22 protein-coding genes are annotated in these 21,755 nt (G+C 47.0%); 1 reads left to right on the plus strand and 21 read right to left on the minus strand.

Features of this window, described 5'->3' with window-relative positions:
• Positions 1–18 precede the first annotated feature (18 nt).
• From ylqF to C805_RS17535, 20 genes are all read right to left on the minus strand, one after another.
• On the minus strand, positions 19–870 hold the full coding sequence (gene ylqF, locus C805_RS17440) for a ribosome biogenesis GTPase YlqF (RefSeq protein WP_016215262.1): 852 nt from the start codon (positions 868–870) through the stop codon (positions 19–21).
• Positions 871–885: 15 nt separating this feature from the next.
• Positions 886–1,467: a signal peptidase I gene (gene lepB, locus C805_RS17445; protein WP_016215263.1), complete on the minus strand. Its 582-nt coding sequence runs from the start codon at positions 1,465–1,467 to the stop codon at positions 886–888.
• Positions 1,468–1,585: 118 nt separating this feature from the next.
• A complete protein-coding gene (gene rplS / locus C805_RS17450) occupies positions 1,586–1,939 on the minus strand; it encodes a 50S ribosomal protein L19 (protein ID WP_016215264.1) in 354 nt (117 codons plus the stop codon).
• A gap of 87 nt (positions 1,940–2,026) precedes the next feature.
• On the minus strand, positions 2,027–2,779 hold the full coding sequence (gene trmD, locus C805_RS17455; protein ID WP_016215265.1) for a tRNA (guanosine(37)-N1)-methyltransferase TrmD: 753 nt from the start codon (positions 2,777–2,779) through the stop codon (positions 2,027–2,029).
• A gap of 9 nt (positions 2,780–2,788) precedes the next feature.
• Positions 2,789–3,334 (minus strand): ribosome maturation factor RimM, encoded by a 546-nt coding sequence (rimM, locus tag C805_RS17460; protein WP_016215266.1) that lies wholly within the window; start codon positions 3,332–3,334, stop codon positions 2,789–2,791.
• 55 nt (positions 3,335–3,389) lie between these two features.
• Positions 3,390–3,620: a KH domain-containing protein gene (locus C805_RS17465; RefSeq protein ID WP_016215267.1), complete on the minus strand. Its 231-nt coding sequence runs from the start codon at positions 3,618–3,620 to the stop codon at positions 3,390–3,392.
• A gap of 18 nt (positions 3,621–3,638) precedes the next feature.
• A complete protein-coding gene (gene rpsP / locus C805_RS17470; protein ID WP_016215268.1) occupies positions 3,639–3,881 on the minus strand; it encodes a 30S ribosomal protein S16 in 243 nt (80 codons plus the stop codon).
• A gap of 124 nt (positions 3,882–4,005) precedes the next feature.
• A complete protein-coding gene (gene ffh, locus C805_RS17475) occupies positions 4,006–5,361 on the minus strand; it encodes a signal recognition particle protein (protein ID WP_016215269.1) in 1,356 nt (451 codons plus the stop codon).
• Position 5,362: 1 nt separating this feature from the next.
• Complete coding sequence (ylxM, locus tag C805_RS17480; protein WP_022751225.1) at positions 5,363–5,707, minus strand: YlxM family DNA-binding protein; 345 nt, start codon at positions 5,705–5,707, stop codon at positions 5,363–5,365.
• A gap of 81 nt (positions 5,708–5,788) precedes the next feature.
• Positions 5,789–7,822: an Ig-like domain-containing protein gene (locus C805_RS17485; RefSeq protein WP_016215271.1), complete on the minus strand. Its 2,034-nt coding sequence runs from the start codon at positions 7,820–7,822 to the stop codon at positions 5,789–5,791.
• A gap of 33 nt (positions 7,823–7,855) precedes the next feature.
• On the minus strand, positions 7,856–9,067 hold the full coding sequence (gene ilvA / locus C805_RS17490; protein WP_016215272.1) for a threonine ammonia-lyase: 1,212 nt from the start codon (positions 9,065–9,067) through the stop codon (positions 7,856–7,858).
• 26 nt (positions 9,068–9,093) lie between these two features.
• Positions 9,094–10,065 carry a signal recognition particle-docking protein FtsY gene (ftsY, locus tag C805_RS17495; RefSeq protein ID WP_016215273.1) on the minus strand — a complete coding sequence of 324 codons (972 nt, stop codon included), beginning with the start codon at positions 10,063–10,065 and terminating at the stop codon, positions 9,094–9,096.
• Between the two features lie 21 nt (positions 10,066–10,086).
• On the minus strand, positions 10,087–13,647 hold the full coding sequence (smc, locus tag C805_RS17500) for a chromosome segregation protein SMC (protein WP_016215274.1): 3,561 nt from the start codon (positions 13,645–13,647) through the stop codon (positions 10,087–10,089).
• Between the two features lie 20 nt (positions 13,648–13,667).
• On the minus strand, positions 13,668–14,366 hold the full coding sequence (gene rnc, locus C805_RS17505; RefSeq protein WP_016215275.1) for a ribonuclease III: 699 nt from the start codon (positions 14,364–14,366) through the stop codon (positions 13,668–13,670).
• Positions 14,367–14,483: 117 nt separating this feature from the next.
• Complete coding sequence (acpP, locus tag C805_RS17510) at positions 14,484–14,714, minus strand: acyl carrier protein (RefSeq protein ID WP_016215276.1); 231 nt, start codon at positions 14,712–14,714, stop codon at positions 14,484–14,486.
• Between the two features lie 12 nt (positions 14,715–14,726).
• Complete coding sequence (plsX, locus tag C805_RS17515) at positions 14,727–15,746, minus strand: phosphate acyltransferase PlsX (protein WP_016215277.1); 1,020 nt, start codon at positions 15,744–15,746, stop codon at positions 14,727–14,729.
• Positions 15,747–15,926: 180 nt separating this feature from the next.
• A complete protein-coding gene (locus tag C805_RS17520; protein ID WP_016215278.1) occupies positions 15,927–16,577 on the minus strand; it encodes a YesL family protein in 651 nt (216 codons plus the stop codon).
• Between the two features lie 140 nt (positions 16,578–16,717).
• Positions 16,718–16,897, minus strand: coding sequence for a 50S ribosomal protein L32 (gene rpmF, locus C805_RS17525; RefSeq protein ID WP_016215279.1), 180 nt, complete (start codon positions 16,895–16,897; stop codon positions 16,718–16,720).
• 2 nt (positions 16,898–16,899) lie between these two features.
• On the minus strand, positions 16,900–17,421 hold the full coding sequence (locus tag C805_RS17530) for a YceD family protein (RefSeq protein WP_016215280.1): 522 nt from the start codon (positions 17,419–17,421) through the stop codon (positions 16,900–16,902).
• Between the two features lie 325 nt (positions 17,422–17,746).
• Entirely contained in the window at positions 17,747–18,937 is a 1,191-nt protein-coding gene (locus C805_RS17535) for an acetate/propionate family kinase (protein ID WP_016215281.1), read from the minus strand.
• A 288-nt stretch (positions 18,938–19,225) separates the two neighbouring features.
• Here C805_RS17535 and C805_RS17540 point away from each other — a divergent pair, with 288 nt between their 5' ends.
• Positions 19,226–20,488: a nucleotidyltransferase gene (locus C805_RS17540; RefSeq protein ID WP_016215282.1), complete on the plus strand. Its 1,263-nt coding sequence runs from the start codon at positions 19,226–19,228 to the stop codon at positions 20,486–20,488.
• Positions 20,489–20,561: 73 nt separating this feature from the next.
• Here the strand turns inward: C805_RS17540 and C805_RS17545 are convergent, their stop codons facing one another.
• On the minus strand, positions 20,562–21,740 hold the full coding sequence (locus C805_RS17545) for a phosphoribosylaminoimidazolecarboxamide formyltransferase (protein ID WP_016215283.1): 1,179 nt from the start codon (positions 21,738–21,740) through the stop codon (positions 20,562–20,564).
• Positions 21,741–21,755: the final 15 nt, after the last annotated feature.

Raw genomic sequence — 21,755 nt, forward strand, 5'->3', positions numbered from 1 at the left:
ATACATTCTTCTTTCTTTTCAACTCTCCTCATGGGGAAACTCAAGGGTTATGTTCCCAAGACGGCCGCTGCGGAACTCGTCAATTACAAGGGCTGCCGCTTTGCTGTAATCAGGCTCATTTCCTTTTTTTATGCAATTGCGGTTTTCGGCAATCTGTGCTAACAGTTTCGGGGGATTCTGTTCTTCCTCCACCCCGTACCGGGCAGCCAGCACGCCTTTATAATTTTCTTTCAGAATCCGAATCAGCTCCAGAGAAAGTTCGTCAATATTTAAAATTTCGTCTTTTATGGAGCCAGTCAGGGCCAGAAACAGTCCCACCTGCTGGTCTTCAAATTTGGGCCATAATATTCCGGGCGTATCCAGAAGCTCCACACTTTTATTCAGTTTAATCCACTGTTTTCCTTTGGTTACCCCCGGCTTATTCCCTGTTTTGGCACAGGCCTTTCCTGCATAGGTGTTGATAAAAGTGGATTTGCCCACATTGGGGATTCCCACCACCATGGCGCGAATGGGGCGGTTTTTGATGCCTCGCTTCCGGTCCCGTTCTGTTTTCTCACGGCAGGCTTCTGCAATCACATTGGTGATGGTCTTCATACCCGTCCGGGACCTGGCATCAAGTTTTACCACAAACCAGCCCTTTTTTCTGAAATACTCCGTCCAGGCAGCAGTCTGCTTTTCACTGGCAAGATCCGCCTTATTCATCAAAATCAGCCTGGCTTTCTGCCTGCCAAGCTCATCAATATCGGGATTGCGGCTGCTTAAAGGAATTCTGGCGTCCACCAGCTCAATTACCAGATCTATTAATTTTATATCTTCCTGCATCTGACGTCTGGCTTTCGTCATATGTCCAGGATACCATTGAAACTGCATATTATCACCTTTCCGTCATTTCAGCAGACCGAACCTGTCCCAGGGCCAGACAATGCACCATGCCTTCCCCACAATATATTCTTTCCTGACATTTCCAATACTGGCATACCGGCTGTCCTCGCTGTTGTTCCTGTTATCTCCCAGCACAAAATACTCGTCCTCGCCTACGGTAAGTTCCTCTTCTGCCAGCAGTGCATTTTCCACGGCAGAAACTTCCACCTTCTCTTCAAAGGGTTCCCCATTAATATAAATCATTCCGTCCTTCACCTGTACTTTATCTCCCGGCACGGCGATAACCCGTTTGATATAGTAATGGGATTTTTCATTTCCATTGGGCAGAAATACAATCAAATCATTCTGTTTCGGACTGAATACCTTGTATACCAGACGGTTGACCAGTACCTTCTCCCCGTTTTCCAGTGTGGGAGACATGGAAGGACCTACCACCGATATGCGAAAGCCCACAAACAACACCAAAAGGACTGCAACAAACATGGTCAGCAGAATTTCTCCTGTCCAGAGCGCAATCTCTCTCAGCAATCCTGTATTAACTTTTCGCTTTTTCCGATTAAAATTTAAGCCTGATGATCTTCTCATTTTTCTCTCCGCAAACTGCGCATATGATTTTCCTCATACCGGAACTCCCAGGGAAGTTTTGGTATGAGGAAAAAGGGACAACTACAATTGTATTTGTCCCTTCTGCATTCTGTCCGGATTATTTTACCAGCTCTTTTACTTTTGCTCTCTTTCCTACGCGTCCTCTCAGGTAATTTAATTTGGCACGTCTTACTTTACCGCGGCGAACAACTTCAATCTTCTCAACATTGGGAGAATGCAGCGGCCAGGTCTTTTCCACTCCCACACCGTTAGAGAACTTCCTTACGGTAAAGGTCTCGCGGTTGCTGCCGCCCTGTCTTTTTAAAACAATACCTTCAAAAATCTGAATTCTTTCACGGTTTCCCTCTTTAATCTTACCATATACCTTAACGGTATCGCCTACACGGAATTCCGTAATCTCTGATTTTAACTGTTCCTGTTCAATACTTTTGATAATTTCTGTTGCGTTCATCTTGTGACCTCCTGATTAAATTCCGATGTTCTTAATACTTTCCGTAACAGAGGACCATCATTTTCTGTCTCACAGGTTGATATTTTATCATAATTCCCCTGAAAAATCAAGGGATTTTTCATATTCCGCCAGCCATTCCTGTTCGGAAGGCGTCAGTTCTGCCCGGGCCAGCAAATCCGGCCGCCGCTCTCTGGTAAGCAGGATAGACTGCTGCCTGCGCCAGGCTTCGATATTTTTGTGATGGCCGGACAGCAGTATGGAAGGCACCTTTTTCCCATTCCATTCCTCCGGTCTGGAATACTGGGGATATTCCAGCAGACTGCCTTCAAAAGATTCCGCGCTGCCGGAGGACTCATTGCCCAGAACACCGGGCACCATGCGGGCAATGGCGTCCACCATCACCATGGCCGGCAGCTCGCCGCCAGTCAGCACATAATCTCCGATGGACATGTAATCTGTCACAATTTCTTCCAGTACACGTTCATCTATGCCTTCATAATGGCCGCAGAGCAGAATAATATCTTCCTCTTCTGCCAGACTTCTGGCGTCCTTCTGAGAAAAAGTTTTTCCCTGAGGCGTCACATAGATACATCTTGGTTTCTTTCCTGTCCGTTCCACCACAGATTTCCAGGCGTCGTATACCGGCTGGGCCTGCATGAGCATTCCCGCTCCGCCTCCATAAGGATAATCATCTACTTTATAATGTTTATTTGTGGAGTAATCTCTGATATTTACGGCCTCAATATGCAAAAAACCCGCTTCCATGGCACGTCCGATGATACTGGTGTTCAGTCCGTTCATCACCATTTCCGGAAATAAAGTCAGTATATAAAAATTCATAGCTTTTCCTCAGTCTTCTTCCAGCAGTCCCGGCAGCAGATGTACCCGCATGGTTCTCTGTCCCATATCCACATTCAGAATGCATTCTTTAATGGCCGGAATCAGCAGTTCTTTCTTTCTGCCGGGAATCTTCTCAGCAGCAGACATTTCCTCTGCCTGAATCACATAGACATCATTGGCCCCGGTCTGCAGTACATCTGCAATATGCCCCAGCACCTGTCCTTCTTCTGTCAGAACCTTCACCCCCAGCAAATCTGCAATATAATATTCATCTTCTTCACATTTCACTGCCTGGTCTCTGGTTACGAAAAGACTTTTTCCTCTGTATTTTTCCACATCATTTATACTGTCAATACCACTGAATTTTAAAATCACCAGATTTTTGAAAAATTTCACCTGGGTAATTTCCAGCTCCAGCTTTTCACTGCCGGTATCCAGCAATACTTTTTTTAATTTTTTAAATCTTGCTGCATCATCTGTGGTGGGAAATACCTTTACTTCCCCCCGTATTCCATGGGTGGTGGTAATCACCCCCACCTGAAACAAATCTTCCATACGGTTTCCTTTCCAGATAAAAATCACAGTGAAACTTCACTGTGATTTTCGTCTGTTACTGCATAATATCCACAATAACTTTCTTTTCGCTTTTAGCTGCTGCTGCTTTTACAACGGAACGAATTGCCTTGGCAATGCGCCCCTGCTTTCCGATGACCTTTCCCATATCTGCCTGGGCAACACGTAACTCTATCACAATGGACTTTTCGTTCTCAGTCTCTGTAACTGCAACTTCTTCAGGATTATCCACAAGTGCTTTCGCAATTACTTCTACCAATTCTCTCATTACGTCACCTCACGAAGATTATTTTTCGATACCGGCTGCTTTAAAAATCTTTCCTACCATTTCTGTAGGCTGAGCACCATTTGCCAGCCATTTTTTTGCCAGTTCTTCATTCACATGGAACTCGCTTGGATCCCTTGTAGGGTCATAGGTTCCAATCTCCTCGATAAATTTACCGTCTCTCGGAGACCGGGAATCAGCTACCACGATTCTATAGAAAGGAGCCTTCTTCTGTCCCATTCTTTTCAATCTGATTTTTACCATTTTACTTCTCACCTCCTGATTGTTAAACTGTTTTCTATCAGTAAGCAGAACCTGCAAAAAGCCTGTCCTGTTACGAACTTTGCTGCGCTGCCCCGAATGGGCAGTATCTTTTCAGAAATCTCTGTCAAAATCCAAAGGGCAGTTTGAAACCGCTTCGGCGTTTTCCTTTGCCGCCCATTAACCCCGGCATCTGTTTCATCATTTTCCGGCTCTGCTCAAACTGCTTCACCAGACGGTTTACCTCGCTGATGTCCACGCCTGCTCCCTGGGCTATCCTGTGTTTGCGGCTGGGATTTAAAATGGAGGGATTGGCCCGCTCCCTGGGCGTCATGGAATAAATAATGCCTTCGATTCTGGCCATTTTCTTCTCATCCATGGCATTTTCAATTTCGGCAATCTGAGAACTTCCAATTCCCGGCATCATACTGAGCAGGCTGGAAAGGCCGCCCATTTTCTTCATCTGGTTCATGGATTCCAGATAATCGTCAAAGCCAAATTCCGCCTTCTTCATTTTCTGTTCCAGCTCTCTGGCTTTTTCCTCGTCGATGTTCTCCTGGGCCTTTTCAATCAGCGTCAGCACATCTCCCATACCCAGAATCCGGTTGGCCATACGGTCCGGATAGAACTGCTCCAGATCAGAGAGTTTTTCTCCCATGCCCACATATAACAGGGGCTTGCCTGTCACTGCCCGGATGGACAATGCAGCTCCGCCTCTGGTGTCACCGTCTAACTTGGTCAGCACCACGCCGTCAATGCCGATTTTCTCTTCAAATGTGGAAGCCACATTCACCGCGTCCTGCCCGGTCATGGCGTCCACCACCAGAATGGTCTGATGTACTTCCACCTGTTCTTTGATTTCCTGCAATTCCCCCATCATGTCTTCATCCACATGGAGCCGCCCGGCTGTGTCCAGAATCACCACATTAAACCCTTTGGTTCTGGCATGTTCCACTGCTGCTCTGGCAATGTTCACAGGCCTGTGGCTGTCTCCCATGGAAAATACTTCCACGCCCTGCTTTTCTCCATTGATCTGAAGCTGCTGAATGGCTGCAGGACGGTAAACGTCGCAGGCTGCCAGCAGGGGTTTTCTGCCCTTCTGCTTCAGTTTTCCTGCTATCTTGGCAGTGGTGGTGGTCTTACCTGCACCCTGCAGGCCTGCCATCATGATTACGGTAATCTCACTGCCCGGTTTTAAAGCTATCTCTGTAGTCTCAGACCCCATCAGGGAAACCAGTTCTTCATTTACAATTTTTATCACCATCTGTCCAGGATTCAGTCCGTTCATTACGTCCTGTCCCACTGCCCGCTCCTGTACAGATTTCACAAACTGTTTTACTACTTTAAAGTTGACATCCGCCTCCAGCAGTGCCAGCTTTACTTCTTTTAATGCTGTTTTTACATCTTCTTCTGTAAGAAGCCCTTTACTCCGCAGAGATTTGAATACGCTCTGCAGTTTTTCTGACAAGCTGTCAAACGCCATTTCATAACTCCTCTAATATCTCATCGGAAATGGCTTCAATCTCCGCCATTACCTCCGATTCTCTCTGTTCCTGACAGTTCCGGCTGAGTGTCCGGATTCGGGTGACTTTTGCCTTCGTATTCAGAAAGCGTTCCAGAAGATGCAGCTTCTCCTCATAGCCTTCCAGTGTTCTGTCACACCGTTTAATCAGATCGTGAACTCCCTGGCGGCTGATTCCCTCTTCCTTTGCAATCTCACTCAATGATAAATCATTCAGTACAAAATCCTCAAAAATGTTTCTCTGGCGCTCTGTGAGCAGCTCTCCGTAAAAATCATAGAGGTAAGTCTGCATTACTTTTCTTTCCATTTCTATCACCTGAGCTATCATACTATAAAACATCCGGGGTGTCAAGTGTTTTTCCCTGACACTCCGGATATTTTTTCTTCCTTAAGAAGCTGTGTACGGTATTTCCAGTGTTTTGGATTTCATTCCGTAAAAAGTCTTTCCGTCTAACACTTTAAACGCCCGGATTCTGTAATAATGGCGTTTCTTTTTCTTCAGATATTTATCCGTATAGCTTTTTCTGGAAGCTGATGTGAGTTTGATAATCTTTTTATACCCGGAATCTTTTCTGGCTGAAGCATAGATAATATAGCCGCTGGCATTTTTATTTTTATTCCAGGTAAGTTTCGCATATCCTTTTGAGGTACTGCTGCCCTTCAGTGCGGGGGCTTTCAGAATAACTCCCCGCACGCTGTCACTGAGTTTGCTGCCGCACTGAGGATAGGAATTTCGTGCCGCAATTTTATAATAGTAACACTGATTTACTTTTGCTTTCTTATCAGTATATGTGGGCTTTTTACTGGTTCCGATTAAAGTATAGGAACCGTTCTTTTTGGTGGAACGGTAAATGGCGTAGCTGCTGGCATCAGACGTTGCCTTCCAGGTCAGTTTTATGCTGCCGTAAGTATCCTTATCTGCAGAAGTGTCCACAGAAGAGGCCTTCAGTCCTGTGGGTGTATCACAGGTCACATAAAGATAGTAAGAAGCCTTGTCGTTTGCATCCTCTTTATTGCGGACGGTGATTACTGCCCGGCCGGAGGTTTTTGCCGTTACCATTCCCGTAGCGGAATCTATGGAAGCCACCTTTGTCCGGCTGCTGGTCCATTTGAGATCTTTTGCATTTGTATCAGGCTGAATCTGCAGCCGGTCTCCCTTGCTGGCCAGATACCATTCCCTTGGAAAAGACAGAGGAATTCTTACTGTAATATCACAAAAGGCCTGCAGACCGTCAGGGGTTATGGCTGCCACTGAAGTGGTTCCACCCTGTTTTGCCCGAATTGCTCCGGTGGCGGGGTTTACTGACACCACATCCGTATTCAGGCTCCTGTATGTCACACTGGAAACAGGGGAGTAGCCGGAAAGCGCTGTCACCTTTGTGGACTCATTGGGATTAAGGGTAATACTGCCGGTGCTCATCCGGATGGAGCCTGATACCAGAGAAGCCAGCAGCACCTGTTCCCGTTCTCCGATATCACAGTCGCTCAGCGTGGCTTTTCGTGGGTCCGGAATACTTTTGAAAATCCGGTAGTAAAAAGAGCAGGCCGCCAGATAATACCCGGCATAGGTGGGATGTTTGAAATCCGGTCCCACCATGCGGATCCAGGGATAGAGAATATGGGCCCGGTTATAATGCATTCCCACCGGAACCGCCTCAATCCCCAGTCTTACTTCCAGTGATTTGCAGGCAGCGGCAACATACAGCTCCAGCTCTCCTGCTGTGAGCATTGTGGGTACTCCGTTGACTTTTGTAAGGGAATTATCACTGTACCCGTGGGTCATATACAGCAGAGGCGTAGCCTGAGGCTGATAGGTTTTTATCATACGAAGAATACGCTCTACGGCCGGATAAGTCCTGGTGTCAAACTGTTCCACCAGGGATTTGCTCTGTTCCTGAATGACAATATAATCCCATTTTTCATTCAGAAGCTGCACCATCAGTTCCTTGTGATAAGACAGGTATTCACTCTGCATTCCTGCATAATAGCTCAGCCAGGCGCCTCCATGGCTCACGGTTTTCACATCCAGGTTATGCCCTTCCCAGGCAGCCAGTTCCTCCAGAGGCTTCTCCACAGAGTATGTGACATTATATGGCTTATATTTGGTAAAACTGTTTCCCACCATAAGCACGCGTATGGGACTTTCCGTGCTGACCGGCGGCTTGTTATCCGGCCTGTCTCCGGGGCTGTTATCGGAATTATCCCCCGTATTATCGCCGGGCTTCTGATTCTCATCGTCTCCCGGTTTCTGATTCGGGTCATCCTCCGGTTTCTGATTTGCATCCTCTCCGGAACGTCCGCCGGAATTCCGATTTGATATTTCTGCTGAATGTGTGTCCTCTCCCAGGTAAGCCGCATTGATTTCCATGCTTCCCATACTGCTGAGTACCAGAACCAGCAATACACATATCAGTTTCTTCATAGTCTCTCCTTTCCGTCTCTTCCGTATCCTGCTTTACAGACTGGTCTGCACCGGTTTCGGCTGGTAGCCTTTCTGTTCCAGAGCAGCCATAATCTTTTTCTTATGCTCTGTGCCGAAAGCCTCCATGGTAATCCGAAGTTCCACAGCCGCATTGCGGTTCGTTGACACAAACTGATTATGCTCTAATTTTATAACATTTCCCAGCTCTGTGGCAATAGTATTTGCAATTTTACATAATTCTCCCGGTTTATCGGGCAGCAGTACAGATACGGTAAAGATACGGTCCCGGAAAATCAGTCCCTGCTGAACCACGGAGGACATGGTAATCACATCCATATTTCCGCCGCTTAAAATGGACACCACCCGTTTGTTTTCCACCGGAAGATGGCGCAGAGCCGCCACAGCCAGAAGCCCGGAATTTTCCACCACAATTTTGTGATTTTCCACCATATCCAGAAAGGTTACAATCAGTTCATCGTCTTCCACTGTTATAATATCATCCAGATTTTCCCGGATATACGGGAAGATTTTTTCACCCGGAGTTTTGACCGCTGTTCCGTCTGCAATGGTGCTGACGCCAGGCAGCGTAACAATTTTCCCTGCTTCCAGGGAAGCCTGCATACAGTTTGCTCCGGCCGGCTCCACGCCGATCACTTTTATTTTGGGATTCAGAAGTTTGGCCAGCACCGATACGCCGGCTGCCAGTCCGCCGCCTCCCACGGGAACCAGAATATATTCCACCAGCGGAAGTTCTTTAAAAATCTCCATGGCAATGGTTCCCTGACCCGTGGCCACCGCCAGGTCGTCAAAGGGATGGATGAAGGTATATCCGTGTTCCTCTGCCAGTTCGTATGCTTTCTGACAGGATTCGTCATATACATCTCCGTACAGGATCACTTCGGCCCCGTATCCTTTGGTCCTGTTTACTTTAATCAGAGGAGTAGTGGTGGGCATTACGATGGTGGATTTCACTCCAAAACATTTTGCCGCATAGGCAACGCCCTGGGCATGATTTCCCGCAGATGCGGTGATCAGCCCTTTCTCCCGTTCTTCCTCTGACAGGGTACTGATTTTATAATAGGAACCCCTCACTTTATAGGCTCCCGTAAACTGCATGTTTTCCGGTTTCAGATAGACTTTGTTTCCGGTCTGTTCACTGAGAAAATCACTGTACATCAGTTTTGTTTCCAGTGTCACTTCTTTTACAATTTTACTTGCTTCTTCAAATCTTTCCAGCGTCAGCATGGTTTTCTCTCTCCTGTCTTCCTGGTTTACTCTTCCGGTTCCTGTTCCTCTTCCCCGGTTTTCTCATTGCCGGAGAACAAAGCGTTTACAAACTGCTCCGAATCAAATTTCTGCAAATCTTCGATGGTTTCTCCCACACCAATGTATTTCACTGGTATGCCAAGCTCAGACTGGATGGCCACTGCAATACCGCCTTTGGCCGTTCCGTCCATTTTCGTCAGAATAATACCGGAAATATCTGCCACTTCTGAAAACTGTTTTGCCTGTGCCAGTGCATTCTGTCCCGTAGTTCCGTCCAGTACCACCAGTGTTTCACGAAATGCCTCCGGATATTCCTTTTCCAGAATCCGATGGATCTTTTTCAGCTCTTCCATCAGATTTTTTTTGTTGTGGAGACGTCCGGCCGTATCGCACAGCAGCACATCGGCCTTTCTGGCTTTCGCGGCTGCCACCGCATCGTAAATTACAGAGGCCGGATCTGCCCCTTCCTGGCCGCCAATCATTTCCACGCCTGCCCGGCCGGCCCATTCGCTGAGCTGTTCTCCTGCGGCTGCCCGGAACGTATCTGCAGCTGCCAGTACCACTTTCTTTCCCTGATCTTTCAGTTTTCCCGCCAGTTTTCCCACCGAAGTGGTTTTTCCCACTCCGTTGACGCCGATTACAAGAACCACGGAAGTTTCATTTTCAAACTGATATGCGGTCTCTCCCACATCCATCTGTTCCCGGATACTGGAAATCAGCAGTTCCCGGCACCGGGCCGGCTCTTTGATATGCTGTTCCTTTACTTTTACTTTCAGGTTCTCAATAATTTCCGTGGTGGCATGAACCCCCAGATCCCCCATAATGAGAATCTCTTCGATTTCTTCATAAAAATCTTCATCTATACTGGAAAATCCGCTGAATATGGAATCAATTCCGGATACGATATTATCTCTGGTTTTTGTCAGCCCCTGTACCAGCCGGCTGAAAAAGCCCTTCTTTTCTTTTTCTTCACTCATTGACAACACTCCTTCCTGTCCTTACTCTGTGGCCAGCGTCTCGATCAGATCCACCGATACCAGAGTGGACACTCCTTTTTCCTGCATGGTAATCCCATACAGCCGGTCTGCCGTTTCCATGGTTCCCCGCCTGTGGGTAATTACAATAAACTGGGTGTGGCGGGTCAGCTTATGTAAATATTTTGCAAACCGTCCCACATTGGAATCGTCCAGCGCCGCCTCTATTTCGTCCAGCAGACAAAAGGGCGACGGTTTCAGATTCTGAATGGCAAACAGCAGGGAAATGGCAGTCAGAGATTTCTCCCCGCCGGACAGCTGCATCATGTTCTGAAGTTTTTTTCCGGGAGGCTGGGCAATAATGCGAATGCCGCATTCCAGAATATCCTCGTCTTCCACCAGCTCCAGCGTCCCTTTTCCCCCGCCGAACAGTTCCTTGAATACTTTGTCAAATTCTTTCTGAATCTGTCCGAATTTTTCCATAAACTGCCTGCGCATTCCGGTATCCAGCTCTTCGATAATTCCCAGCAGAGTTTTTTCCGCCTCCACCAGATCATCGTGCTGGGTTTTCAGAAACACATACCGCTCCGACAGATTCCGGTAATCTTCAATGGCATTGACATTCACGTCTCCCAGCTTACGGATTTCTTCTTTTATCTGAGAAATCTGTTTTTTCAGCTCCGCGGGGCTGTCCAGTTCCTGCTGGCGCAGTTCCATGGCGTTGTGGAAAGTCAGTTCATATTCTTCCCACATGTAATTGGTCTGATTCTCCACAGATTCGTTCAGTTTTTCTTTCTGGCTGTTCAGTCGGTACAGTTCTTTATCCAGATCGTTCATCCGCTTTGACAGTTCTTCCTGTTTCTGGAAAAATCCTTTGTACTGCTCAGACATTTCCTCCCGCTGTTTCTGCTGTGCCGAAATCTGCTCCTCCAGAGAATTTTTGTCCCGTCCGGACTGTTCCATGGAGTCTTTCAGGGTTTCAATCTCCTGCTGTTTTCGCTGAACGTCTTCCTGAGACTGGTTTTTCTCTTTTTCCGCAGCCTGAAGATCTTCTTCCAGTTTCCGGATTTCCGCTAAAATACGTGAAATATTTTCCTGGACAAATTCTGCTTTCTGATGGAAATTGGCTTCTTCTAACTGCACTCCGGATACAGCGCTCTGGCTTTCTTCTGCCAGCCGGTTCTGATTCTCCAGCATCTGCCGAAATTCTTTCGTCTCTTCTTCGATTTCTTTTTCCCGACGGTCTGCCGCCTTTATTTCTTCCTGAATGGCCGCCTGATTTTCACTGATTTCCAGCATCTGCTGTTCTATTTCCCGGCTTTCCATCCGCAGTGTCCGAAACTGGCTGTCATTTTCTGCTTTCTGCTCTCTGACCCGCTCCAGATTCATTTCTTCGGTATTCTTAAGAATCATGGCCTGATTCAGCTCTTCCTGTATATTACGGATGTCTTCTTTTAACAGCTCCCTTGCTGTATTAATATCTTCCAGACGGTTCCGGTGAGACTGCAGCGTATGCTTTCGTTTTTCCGTTTCTTTCTGCAGATCTTCAATTTCCCGTTTTCGTCCCAGCAGATTACTGGTGTTTTTGAAAGCTCCTCCTGTCATGGAGCCTCCCGGATTTAAAGATTCTCCCTCCAGTGTCACAATCCGCAGACTGTACTGATAGTTCCGGGCCAGCAAAATGGCATGGTCAATGGTGTCCACCACATAAGTCCTGCCCAGCAGATAGGTTTTCAACCCCTGAAACCTGCTGTCAGCCTGTACCAGTTCGCTGGCCAGACCGATAACCCCAGGTTCTTTCAGGGCTTCCTGGTTTACATAAGCCGCTTTTTTCCCCACGCTGGTCAGGGGCAGAAAGGTAGCCCGCCCAAAACGGTTCTGTTTGAGAAATCCAATCATTTTTTTTGCAGTGGCTTCGTCTGCAGTGACAATATTCTGAATACTGCCCCCTAACGCAGTCTCTATGGCAGCTTCGTATTTCTTTTCCACCTGAATCAGGTCTGCCACTACTCCCAGCAGGCCAGGTTCCGCTTCCTTCCGCTCCATTACCCGGCGGATGGAATTACCGTACCCGTCATACCGTTCTGCAATATTAATCAGGGATTCCAGCCTGGACTGTTCTCTGTGGTAACGGGCAGTGTCCTGTTCCAGAAGATTCAGCGTTTCTGTCCGTTTTTCCTGCCATTCTCTGTTTTTCTCTTCCAGATGTTTTCCTTCTTCTTCCAGTTTCCGGCAGACAGATTTGGACTGCTCATACTTTTCTTCATATTCCTGTTCCAGAGCCTTAAGTTCTTCCTCCTGGCTTTTCTGCTCCAGAAAGCGCTTGCTCAGCTGGGCTTTTCGGATATTCATCTGCTCCTGCATGGTATCGTAACGCTGCTGTCTGGCTTTGGTGGAGGCCCTGTGATTCAAAAGCTCAATAATTTCACCTTTTCCATCTTCAATCTTTCTGCTGCAGCGGGCAATTTCTTCCTGGATTTCCTGATATCTGGCCATAACCTGGCTTTTCTGCTCTTCCATGGATTTTATCTGATTATCCAGCTGGAGCCTTTCTTTTTCACAGGCTGCTTTCTGCTCCATCTTTTCAAGGCGTTCCTGCTCCACAGCCTCCTGCCGGGTTTTAAAATGCTCTTCACTCTGTACTGCAGCACGAATCTGCTCTTTTAAAACATTGATCTGTCCTTCCAGTTTTCCGCTCTGTACAGTGGTTTCACTCAGTTTTCCCCGCAGGTTTTCCAGATTTTCATCGGCTTCCTTCATGCTCTGTTCAATTCTGGCATATTCTGTTCGGATGTTTTCATAAGCACTGTCTGACTCTTTCCAGTCCTGGCCTGTAATCTTCAGCTTTTCTTCCAGAGATTTCAGCTGTTCCTCCATCCGTTCCATGTCCAGAAGGAACATATTTACATCATATGTCTTTAATTCTTCCCGCTTTTTCAGATAGAGTCTGGCTTTCTCCGCCTGACGTTCCAACGGCCCCACCTGCTTTTCCAGCTCCGTCAGAATATCATTAACGCGCACCAGATTCTGCCGCTCGTCTTCTAATTTTTTCTGGGCTGTGACTTTTCTCCGCTTGAATTTCACAATACCTGCCGCTTCATCAAAGAGTTCCCGGCGTTCTTCCGGTTTTCCGCTCAAAATCCGCTCGATCTGTCCCTGGCCGATAATGGAATATCCTTCTTTTCCAATACCGGTATCGTAGAACAGTTCGTTCACATCTTTCAGCCGGCAGGCTGTGCCATTAATCAGGTACTCGCTTTCTCCGGAGCGGTACACTCTCCGGGCCACCGTCACCTCGTTGTAATCCACATTCAGCTGCCGGTCTCCATTGTCCAGGGTAATGGCCACCCAGGCATAACTTAAAGGCCTGCGGTTTTCCGTGCCGGAAAAAATCACGTCCTGCATACTGGCTCCGCGAAGCTGCTTCACCCGCTGTTCCCCCAGCACCCAGCGCACTGCGTCTGCCACATTGCTCTTTCCGCTTCCGTTAGGTCCTACGATTCCGGTAATTCCGTTATGAAATTCAAACAGAATTTTGTTGGCAAAGGACTTAAATCCATGAACTTCTATACTTTTTAAATACATGCATTCCTCCGCTGTTCAGGTTACTGTGGTTTCTTTTCCTGTTCTTTCAGCTGCAGCAGGGTGTGATAGGCTGCTTCCTGTTCCGCACTTTTTTTTGTCCGCCCGCTGCCTGTCCCATAAGGCACGCTGCCTATCCTGGCTTCCACAACAAATTTCTTATTGTGATCGGGCCCTTCTTCTTTCAGCAGAAAATAGCTCAGTTCTCCCCCATGGTTCCCCTGTACCAGTTCCTGCAGGATAGTTTTGCTATCGAAAAAGAGCTGCTTATGCTCTATATCGTTCAGTACAAACCGGTGTATAAACTCTTTCGCATTAGCAAAACCACCATCCAGATAGATGGCTCCAATCACCGCTTCCAGCGCGTCCGACAGAATGGATTTGCGTTCTCTTCCTCCTGTCTGGTCCTCTCCTTTTCCCAGCAGCAGATACCTGCCCAGTTCCAGTTCCCTGGTGCAGAATGCCAGCGCCGGTTCACAGACCATACTGGCGCGCAGCCTGGTCAGTTCCCCTTCCGGATGTCCGGGGTACCGATGAAACAAAAACTCGCTGGCTGTAATTTCCAGTACCGCATCTCCTAAAAATTCCAGACGCTCATTATCTGCAAGCCTGCCCATATGGTGTTCATTGGCGTAGGAACTGTGGGTCAGAGCCTGGAGCAGTAACTTTTCATTTTCAAAATGATACCCGATTTTTTCTTCAAATTCCTGTGGTAATTTCATATATTATACCTTTCTTCCATTACTCCTGTTTTCAGAAAACTCTTTTATTCAAATACAACCACTTTCGCGCAACATGTGAAAGTGGTTGTCTCTTTATACTCACGAAACGATTTTCTGTCAGTTTGTGGCATTTTTAATCTGCTCTACTGCGTCTCCAACCGTTACTATTTTTTCTGCTTCTTCATTGGCAATCTCAATGTCAAATTCTTCTTCCAGCCCCATAATAATCTGGAAAATATCCAGGGAATCCGCTCCCAGGTCATCTACAAAGGTAGTGTCCATTGTGATTTCTTCCACGTCAACGTTTAATACTTCTGCAATGATTTTCTTTAATTTTTCAAACTCCATGATACTTCCTTTCTACTCCTCCATAGGAGATGTTCCAATATTCTTCCTGATCTTCTCATTGATTTCCTGTTCCTTAAAAGTCACACACTGGATAATGGCATTGGTTATTTCTTTGGCTTTGGAACTTCCATGGGTCTTAACTACCAGCCCGTTCAGTCCCAGCAGAGGCGCTCCGCCATATTCCGTGGCATCGAAAGCCTTCAGTGTCTTTTTCAGGGAAGGTTTCACCAGCAATGCACCGATTTTGCTTCGGATATTCTCCAGCATTCCCTTTTTTATCACACCTACCAGCGCATCGCTTACGCCTTCATACAGCTTCAGAATAACGTTTCCCACAAACGCTTCGCAGACAATGACATCAGCCTCTCCATGAGGAATGTCCCTTGCCTCAATGCTTCCCACAAAGTTAATATCCGGGCAGTTTTTCAACAGGGGAAATGTCTCTTTCACCAGTGCGTTTCCCTTCTCTTCCTCTGCCCCGATGTTGACAATGGCTACTCTGGGCCTGTTTATTCCCAGTACATTTTCCATATATATGGAGCCCATCTTTGCAAACTGAACCAGGTGTGAAGCTCTGGCATCCACATTTGCACCGCAGTCAATCAGTAATGATACTCCCTGTTCCGTGGGAATCAGCGGGGCCAGAGGGGGACGCTCCACGCCTTTGATTCTTCCAACAATAACCTGTCCGCCCACTAAAATGGCACCGGAGCTGCCTGCTGAAATAAAAGCATCTGCGTTCCCGTCCTTTACCATATTCATTCCCACTACGATAGACGACTGTTTCTTCTTCCGAATCGCCATCACCGGAGGTTCCGCGGTTTCAATTACCTCCTCGGCATGAATCACTTCAATCTGTGAACCATGATAAGAATGCTTTGCCAGCTCCTGGTTTATCACATCCTGCTGGCCTGTCAGATATATTCTGATATCCTGCCGCATCGTAACAGCATTTACCGCCCCTTTGATTATCTCTGCGGGCGCGTGATCCCCGCCCATGGCATCTACTGCTACTTTTATCATTTCCTGCATGAAATTTCCTCCTTACGGTCTGCAGACAGAATCCTGCTGTTTACTCTGAAAATCTTCCACTTCCACAGTAAGGATAGCCATACATCCCGCCAGATGGCCGGCCGGGCATGATGGCTGTTACTATATTTTTCCTGTCTGTCGAATGCCTATTTAAGAATATACTATAAGTATTAGGAGAAATCAATATAAATCTTCTTTATATTTTTCATCTTCTGCCATTCTGTCCTCCTCGCTCATATATTTCCGGAAAACCCGCTCCAGAATATAGCTCTGAATCCAGGTATAGACAGCGGGAAGGAGAAAAATCAGAACCGGTACCATATAGAAAACCAGCCCTGTAATCACAGCCAGCACCAGCATCAGAACTGTCATGGGCAAGTGTACAATCGTCATCAGAATGGCATTTTTCATGGACTGTCTGACTGAATTTTCAAAACGGGCCATATAGGGAAACAGCCAGGAAACCCAGGCAAACCATATGGCCATCCCCACTACGAAAAACACTGCCAGCGGCCCCAGGGGACTTCCCTCTTTTGCATAAAAATTCATAATATACAAATCCACCCACAGCACACCTCCGATGATCAGAGCAAGTACCCAGGCAACGGTGGTCTTTTTGAAATTATCCCGAAAAGCGCTGATATAGTCCCGGAACAGATAACCTCTGTCGTGGCGCAGCACCTTATGAGTGGTATAGTACATGGCTGTGCACGCGGTCCCTGTGGTGATTACCGGGATACAGCTTACAAAAAACAGCAAACTCAGACAGATACAGTCTGTAAATTTGGATAAAGACCTCATAAGGCCGCTGTCCAGATTAAATAATTTCATTGCAGATTCCTCCTTTTTCATAAAATCATAAATCTTTCACAGTAACACGGTATTTCCTGTAAGGGAACAAAGCGGACGAGTTCACAGGGTCTTTCCTGTAGAAAAAAAGGCCTTTCCATCCGGAAAGGCCCTGCTGAATATCAGTCCTGAGGAATAATCTCTTTCTTATTATAACTTCCACAGCTCTTGCAAACTCTGTGAGGCATCATTAATTCACCGCACTTACTGCATTTTACTAAAGTCGGAGCAGTCATTTTCCAGTTTGCTCTTCTTCTGTCTCTTCTTCCTTTGGAAGATTTATTTTTGGGACATATAGACATGGTCACACCTCCTTAAATTTGTTAAAAATATCCTGGATTGCTGCCATTCTTGGATCCGGCTCTGCTTTCTGGCACTGACATTCTCTCAGATTCAGACTGGCTCCGCATCGTTTACAGATGCCTCTGCAATCCTCTCTGCACAGAACCTTCATCGGCCAGCTCACCAAAATTTCTCCAAAAATAAGTTGATCCACATCCAGACTCGTTCCTGTCATATAGTCGACTTCATCCGTGTCCGCTTCCGGGCTGCCCTTTTCAAGAGGTATTTCCTTCTCTATTACAACAGAAAATGCTCTCTCCACCTGCTCCAGACAGCGATCGCACGGAATTGCGATTGTAATTTCCGTTTCTCCCTGAATGAACAGTCTCCTGTTTTCCTCATTGGTAAACTTCATTACAAAAGGTGCTTTTCGCACGATGGGAAATTGTCCCAGTTTTGAATCAAAGGACAGTAATTCAATTTCCACCTGTTCTGACATTTCCCTGTTCTCACAGGAAAGGATGTCCGCTAATTCTACTTTCATGGCAGTCTCCTGATTCACACCCAATATAATGCCTGCTGGTATTATACATGCCGAAGTGCGCATAGATTACCATACCATGGATTGCGCAACAATCGTAGTATATTATAACTGTCAAATCCTGGTTTGTCAATCATTATTTTCATCTGGCAGTTCAGCCATCGCCGGCATTATGGGCGAATCATGCTGGCATGAATGAACTCATAATGCCGGCGATGAGCGAAACGCCCCTCAGGCCTCAGACAGGAGCTGCGTCTGCAGAGATGCCTGCCTGGCAGGCGGTCTGCGGCCTGAGGGACAGGGGCTGAACTGTCACCGCAGCAGTTCTCTATTTTACCAGCGCCACTGTTTCACGGGCAATGGCCAGCTCTTCATTGGTGGGCAGACAGAGTACGGTTACCCTGGAATCAGGAGTGGAAATAATCTTTTCTTCTCCCCGCACCTGATTGGCCGCATCATCAATTGCAACGCCCAGATAGCCCAGGTAATCACAGACACCCTTTCTGGTCTCCGGTCCGTTTTCTCCCACACCGGCGGTAAAACAGATTACATCTACTCCGTTCATGGCTGCGGTATAAGCTCCCACATATTTTGCTACCCGGTAAATATAAGTCTCCAGCGCCCGGATTCCTCCCTGATCATCTCTGGCAGCTGCCGCTTCCAGATCCCGGAAATCACTGGAAATATGGGAAAGTCCCTGAACACCGGATTTTTTGTTCAAAATTGTCATAATGCCTTCCAGATCCGTATTTTCTTTTTTGGCCAGATATTCCATGGCTCCCGGATCAATATCACCGGAACGTGTTCCCATAATCAGACCTTCCAGCGGAGTCAGTCCCATGGAAGTATCCACAGATTTACCATTCTTTACCGCGCAGATGGAAGCACCGTTTCCCAGATGGCAGACAATGGTTTTTAATTCCTCATATGGCTTTCCGAGAAGTTCTGCCGCCCGTCTGGAAACATAGCTGTGAGAAGTTCCGTGGAAACCGTATTTCCGTACCCCGTATTTTTCATAATAGTCATAATCAATGCCATAGAGATATGCCTTTGCCGGCATGGTCTGATGGAATGCAGTGTCAAATACCCCAACCATGGGTACTCCCGGCATCAGTTCCTGACATGCCCGGACTCCGATTAAATTGGCCGGGTTGTGGAGCGGAGCCAGATCATTGCATTCTTCCACTACTTTCAGAACTTCTTCATTTAAAATCGTGGAACATGCAAATTTTTCTCCTCCATGAACCATCCTGTGGCCCACTGCCCCGATTTCCCCAAGGCTCTTTAAAGCTCCCGACCGGGGATTTACCAGCGCTTCCAGCACCATCTGGATTGCCTGTTTATGGGTAGGCATGTCCGCATCTGTAATTTCCTTTTCCCCGCCTGCTTTCTGGTATACCAGTCTTCCGTCCAGACCAATTCTCTCGCACAGTCCTTTTGCCAGCACTTCCTCCGTATCAGAATTGATTACCTGATATTTCAGAGAAGAACTGCCGCAGTTAATTACCAGTACATTCATGATTTTCCCTCTTCTTTCTGACTTTATTTCATTTCTTATTCTGTTTCCTGACTTCTGCATATTGCTTAACCGTCTTTTTTCATTATAAACCAATCCCATCCGCTATACAAGGAGATTTTTCCGGAAATCAGTTTTCAGGTAACGTTCATTCATCTCTGCATCTCATGCTCTGCAAATGCGTACAGAGTACAGGCTGAACTGCCTGGTTCTCAAATTTGGGAAAACATTGATAATGCACGCCAAAAAGCATATAATCTATACAAACAGACAGGCAGGGGGAAACAAAATATGATTATTCCTGGAATTATTGCAGAATACAATCCCTTTCATCAGGGACATGCCTTTCAGATTCAGACACTGAAAAAAAAGCTGCAGGCAGATTATGTAATTATCGCCATGAGCGGAAATTTCGTACAGCGGGGAACTCCCGCAATGACAGATAAATTCAGCCGGGCCCGGATGGCTCTGAGCTGCGGTGCGGATCTGGTGCTGGAGCTTCCGGTTCTCTATGCTTCCTCCAGCGCCGAATATTTTGCCAGAGGCGGTGTTTCTCTCCTTAACAGCACAGGGGTAGTCACTCACCTGGGCTTCGGAACGGAAACAGAACAGACTGACTTACTGTTGAAAACAGCCTCGGTTCTGAACCGCCAGCCAGAGGATTTCCGGCAGACCCTGCGGAAGGAATTAAAAAAAGGCCTTTCTTTCCCTGCCGCCAGAACCGCTGCTCTGAAAAAATATTTTGAAAACCAAAACATTTTTTTCTCAGCAGACGGAGAACAGATTCTTTCCTCCCCCAACAACATTCTGGCTGTTGAATACCTGAAAGCTCTGGAGTATTACCATTCCCCCATTCTCCCCTGCCCTGTGCTGCGCCGGGGCGCAGACTATCATGATACATCTCTGGACAGAAATTTCTGTTCTGCCTCTGCCATCCGAAAGCATTGCAGAGAATCTGCCAAATCTTCTCTTCCTGTTGATGATATTGTAAGCAAACTGCCTGGAAAAGTCTTGCCGGAGCCTGCACTGGATATACTGAAGCAATATCCCCACCCCTTTTTATGGGAAGACGATTTTTCCATGCTTCTTCACTACAAACTGCTCACAGAATCTGCCGAACAGCTCTCCCTTTATGCAGATTCCTCTCCAGATCTCGCCCATCGTATAAAAAAAGAAATCGGCGCATTCCGCTCCTGGAGCAGTTTCTGTGAACATATGAAAACCAAAAATATCACGTTCAGCCGTCTCAGCCGCATGTTCCTGCATATCCTGCTGGACATTTATCAGGAAGATTACCGGTTATTTCCAAAGCCTTCCTGTCTGCGCATACTGGGGTTCCGCAAAAACGCTGTTCCTCTGCTTTCTGCCATGCAGCATGCCGGGTCTCTTCCTCTGGTTACCAGTCCCGCCCAGGCCGGACAGACTCTTTCAGACTCTGCATACCGCCTGCTGGCATATGACCTGAAAGCCTCTGAACTATACCGGGCCGGGGTAACCGCCAGAGGGGATTTCAGTCTGAAAAATGATTACAGACAGCCTGTTATCCGGCTGTAACAGGCGCCGGATAATCTCTGCCGCACATTTCTGTCACAGCAGCCATTATCCGGCGCCTTTCATACATAACGGTTTAATGATGGAACAGACGGATACCTGTAAAGCACATTGCCATATGATATTTATTGCAGGTTGCAATCACATGGTCATCACGGATAGAGCCTCCCGGTTCTGCCACATAAACCACGCCGCTTCTGTGGGCCCGCTCAATATTATCGCCAAATGGGAAAAATGCATCTGAACCAAGGGATACGTCGGTCATCTGGTCCAGCCACTGGCGTTTTTCTTCCGGGGTAAACACTTCCGGTTTTACTTTAAAAGTCTTTTCCCAGACACCATCTGCCAGGACGTCCATATAGTCTTCCCCAATGTACAAATCTATGGCATTGTCTCTGTCTGCCCGGCCGATGTCGTCCGCAAACTGCAGCTCCAGCACTTTGGGAGCCTGACGCAGAAACCAGTTATCTGCTTTCTGGCCTGCCAGTCTGGTGCAGTGAATTCTGGACTGCTGGCCGGCGCCGATGCCAATGGCCTGTCCGCCCTTTGCGTAACATACGGAATTGGACTGGGTATATTTCAGGGTAATCATGGCAATGGCCAGATCTGTTTTCGCTGATTCCGGAATCTCCTGATTCTCTGTTACCACATTGCTGAAAAAATCACTGTCAATTTTCAGTTCATTCCTTCCCTGCTCAAAGGTAATGCCAAACACTTCTTTATGTTCCACAGGACCAGGCACAAAATCCGGGTCAATCTCAATTACATTGTAATTCCCCTTTTTCTTTGCTTTTAAAATTTCCAGTGCTTCCGGCTCATATCCGGGAGCAATCACACCATCGGAAACTTCCCGTTTAATAATCAGTGCCGTGGCTTTGTCACAGATATCAGACAGAGAAATAAAATCACCGAAAGATGACATGCGATCCGCGCCTCTGGCCCGTGCATAGGCGTTTGCCAGAGGAGTAAACTCTATTTCCATATCATCCACCCAGTAAATTTTCTTTTCCACCTCTGTCAGGGGAAGCCCCACTGCTGCTCCTGCAGGAGAAACATGTTTAAAGGACGTTGCTGCCGGAAGTCCCGTTGCCGCTTTCAGTTCTTTTACCAGCTGCCATCCGTTGAAAGCATCCAGAAAATTGATATAACCTGGTTTTCCATTTAATACTTTAATAGGAAGTTCGCCCTTTTCCATATAAATTCTGGACGGTTTCTGATTGGGGTTGCATCCGTATTTCAGTTCTAATTCCTGCATAATTTCCTCCATAAT

This window comes from Eubacterium sp. 14-2 (genome assembly GCF_000403845.2).
GTDB lineage: Bacteria > Bacillota > Clostridia > Lachnospirales > Lachnospiraceae > Petralouisia.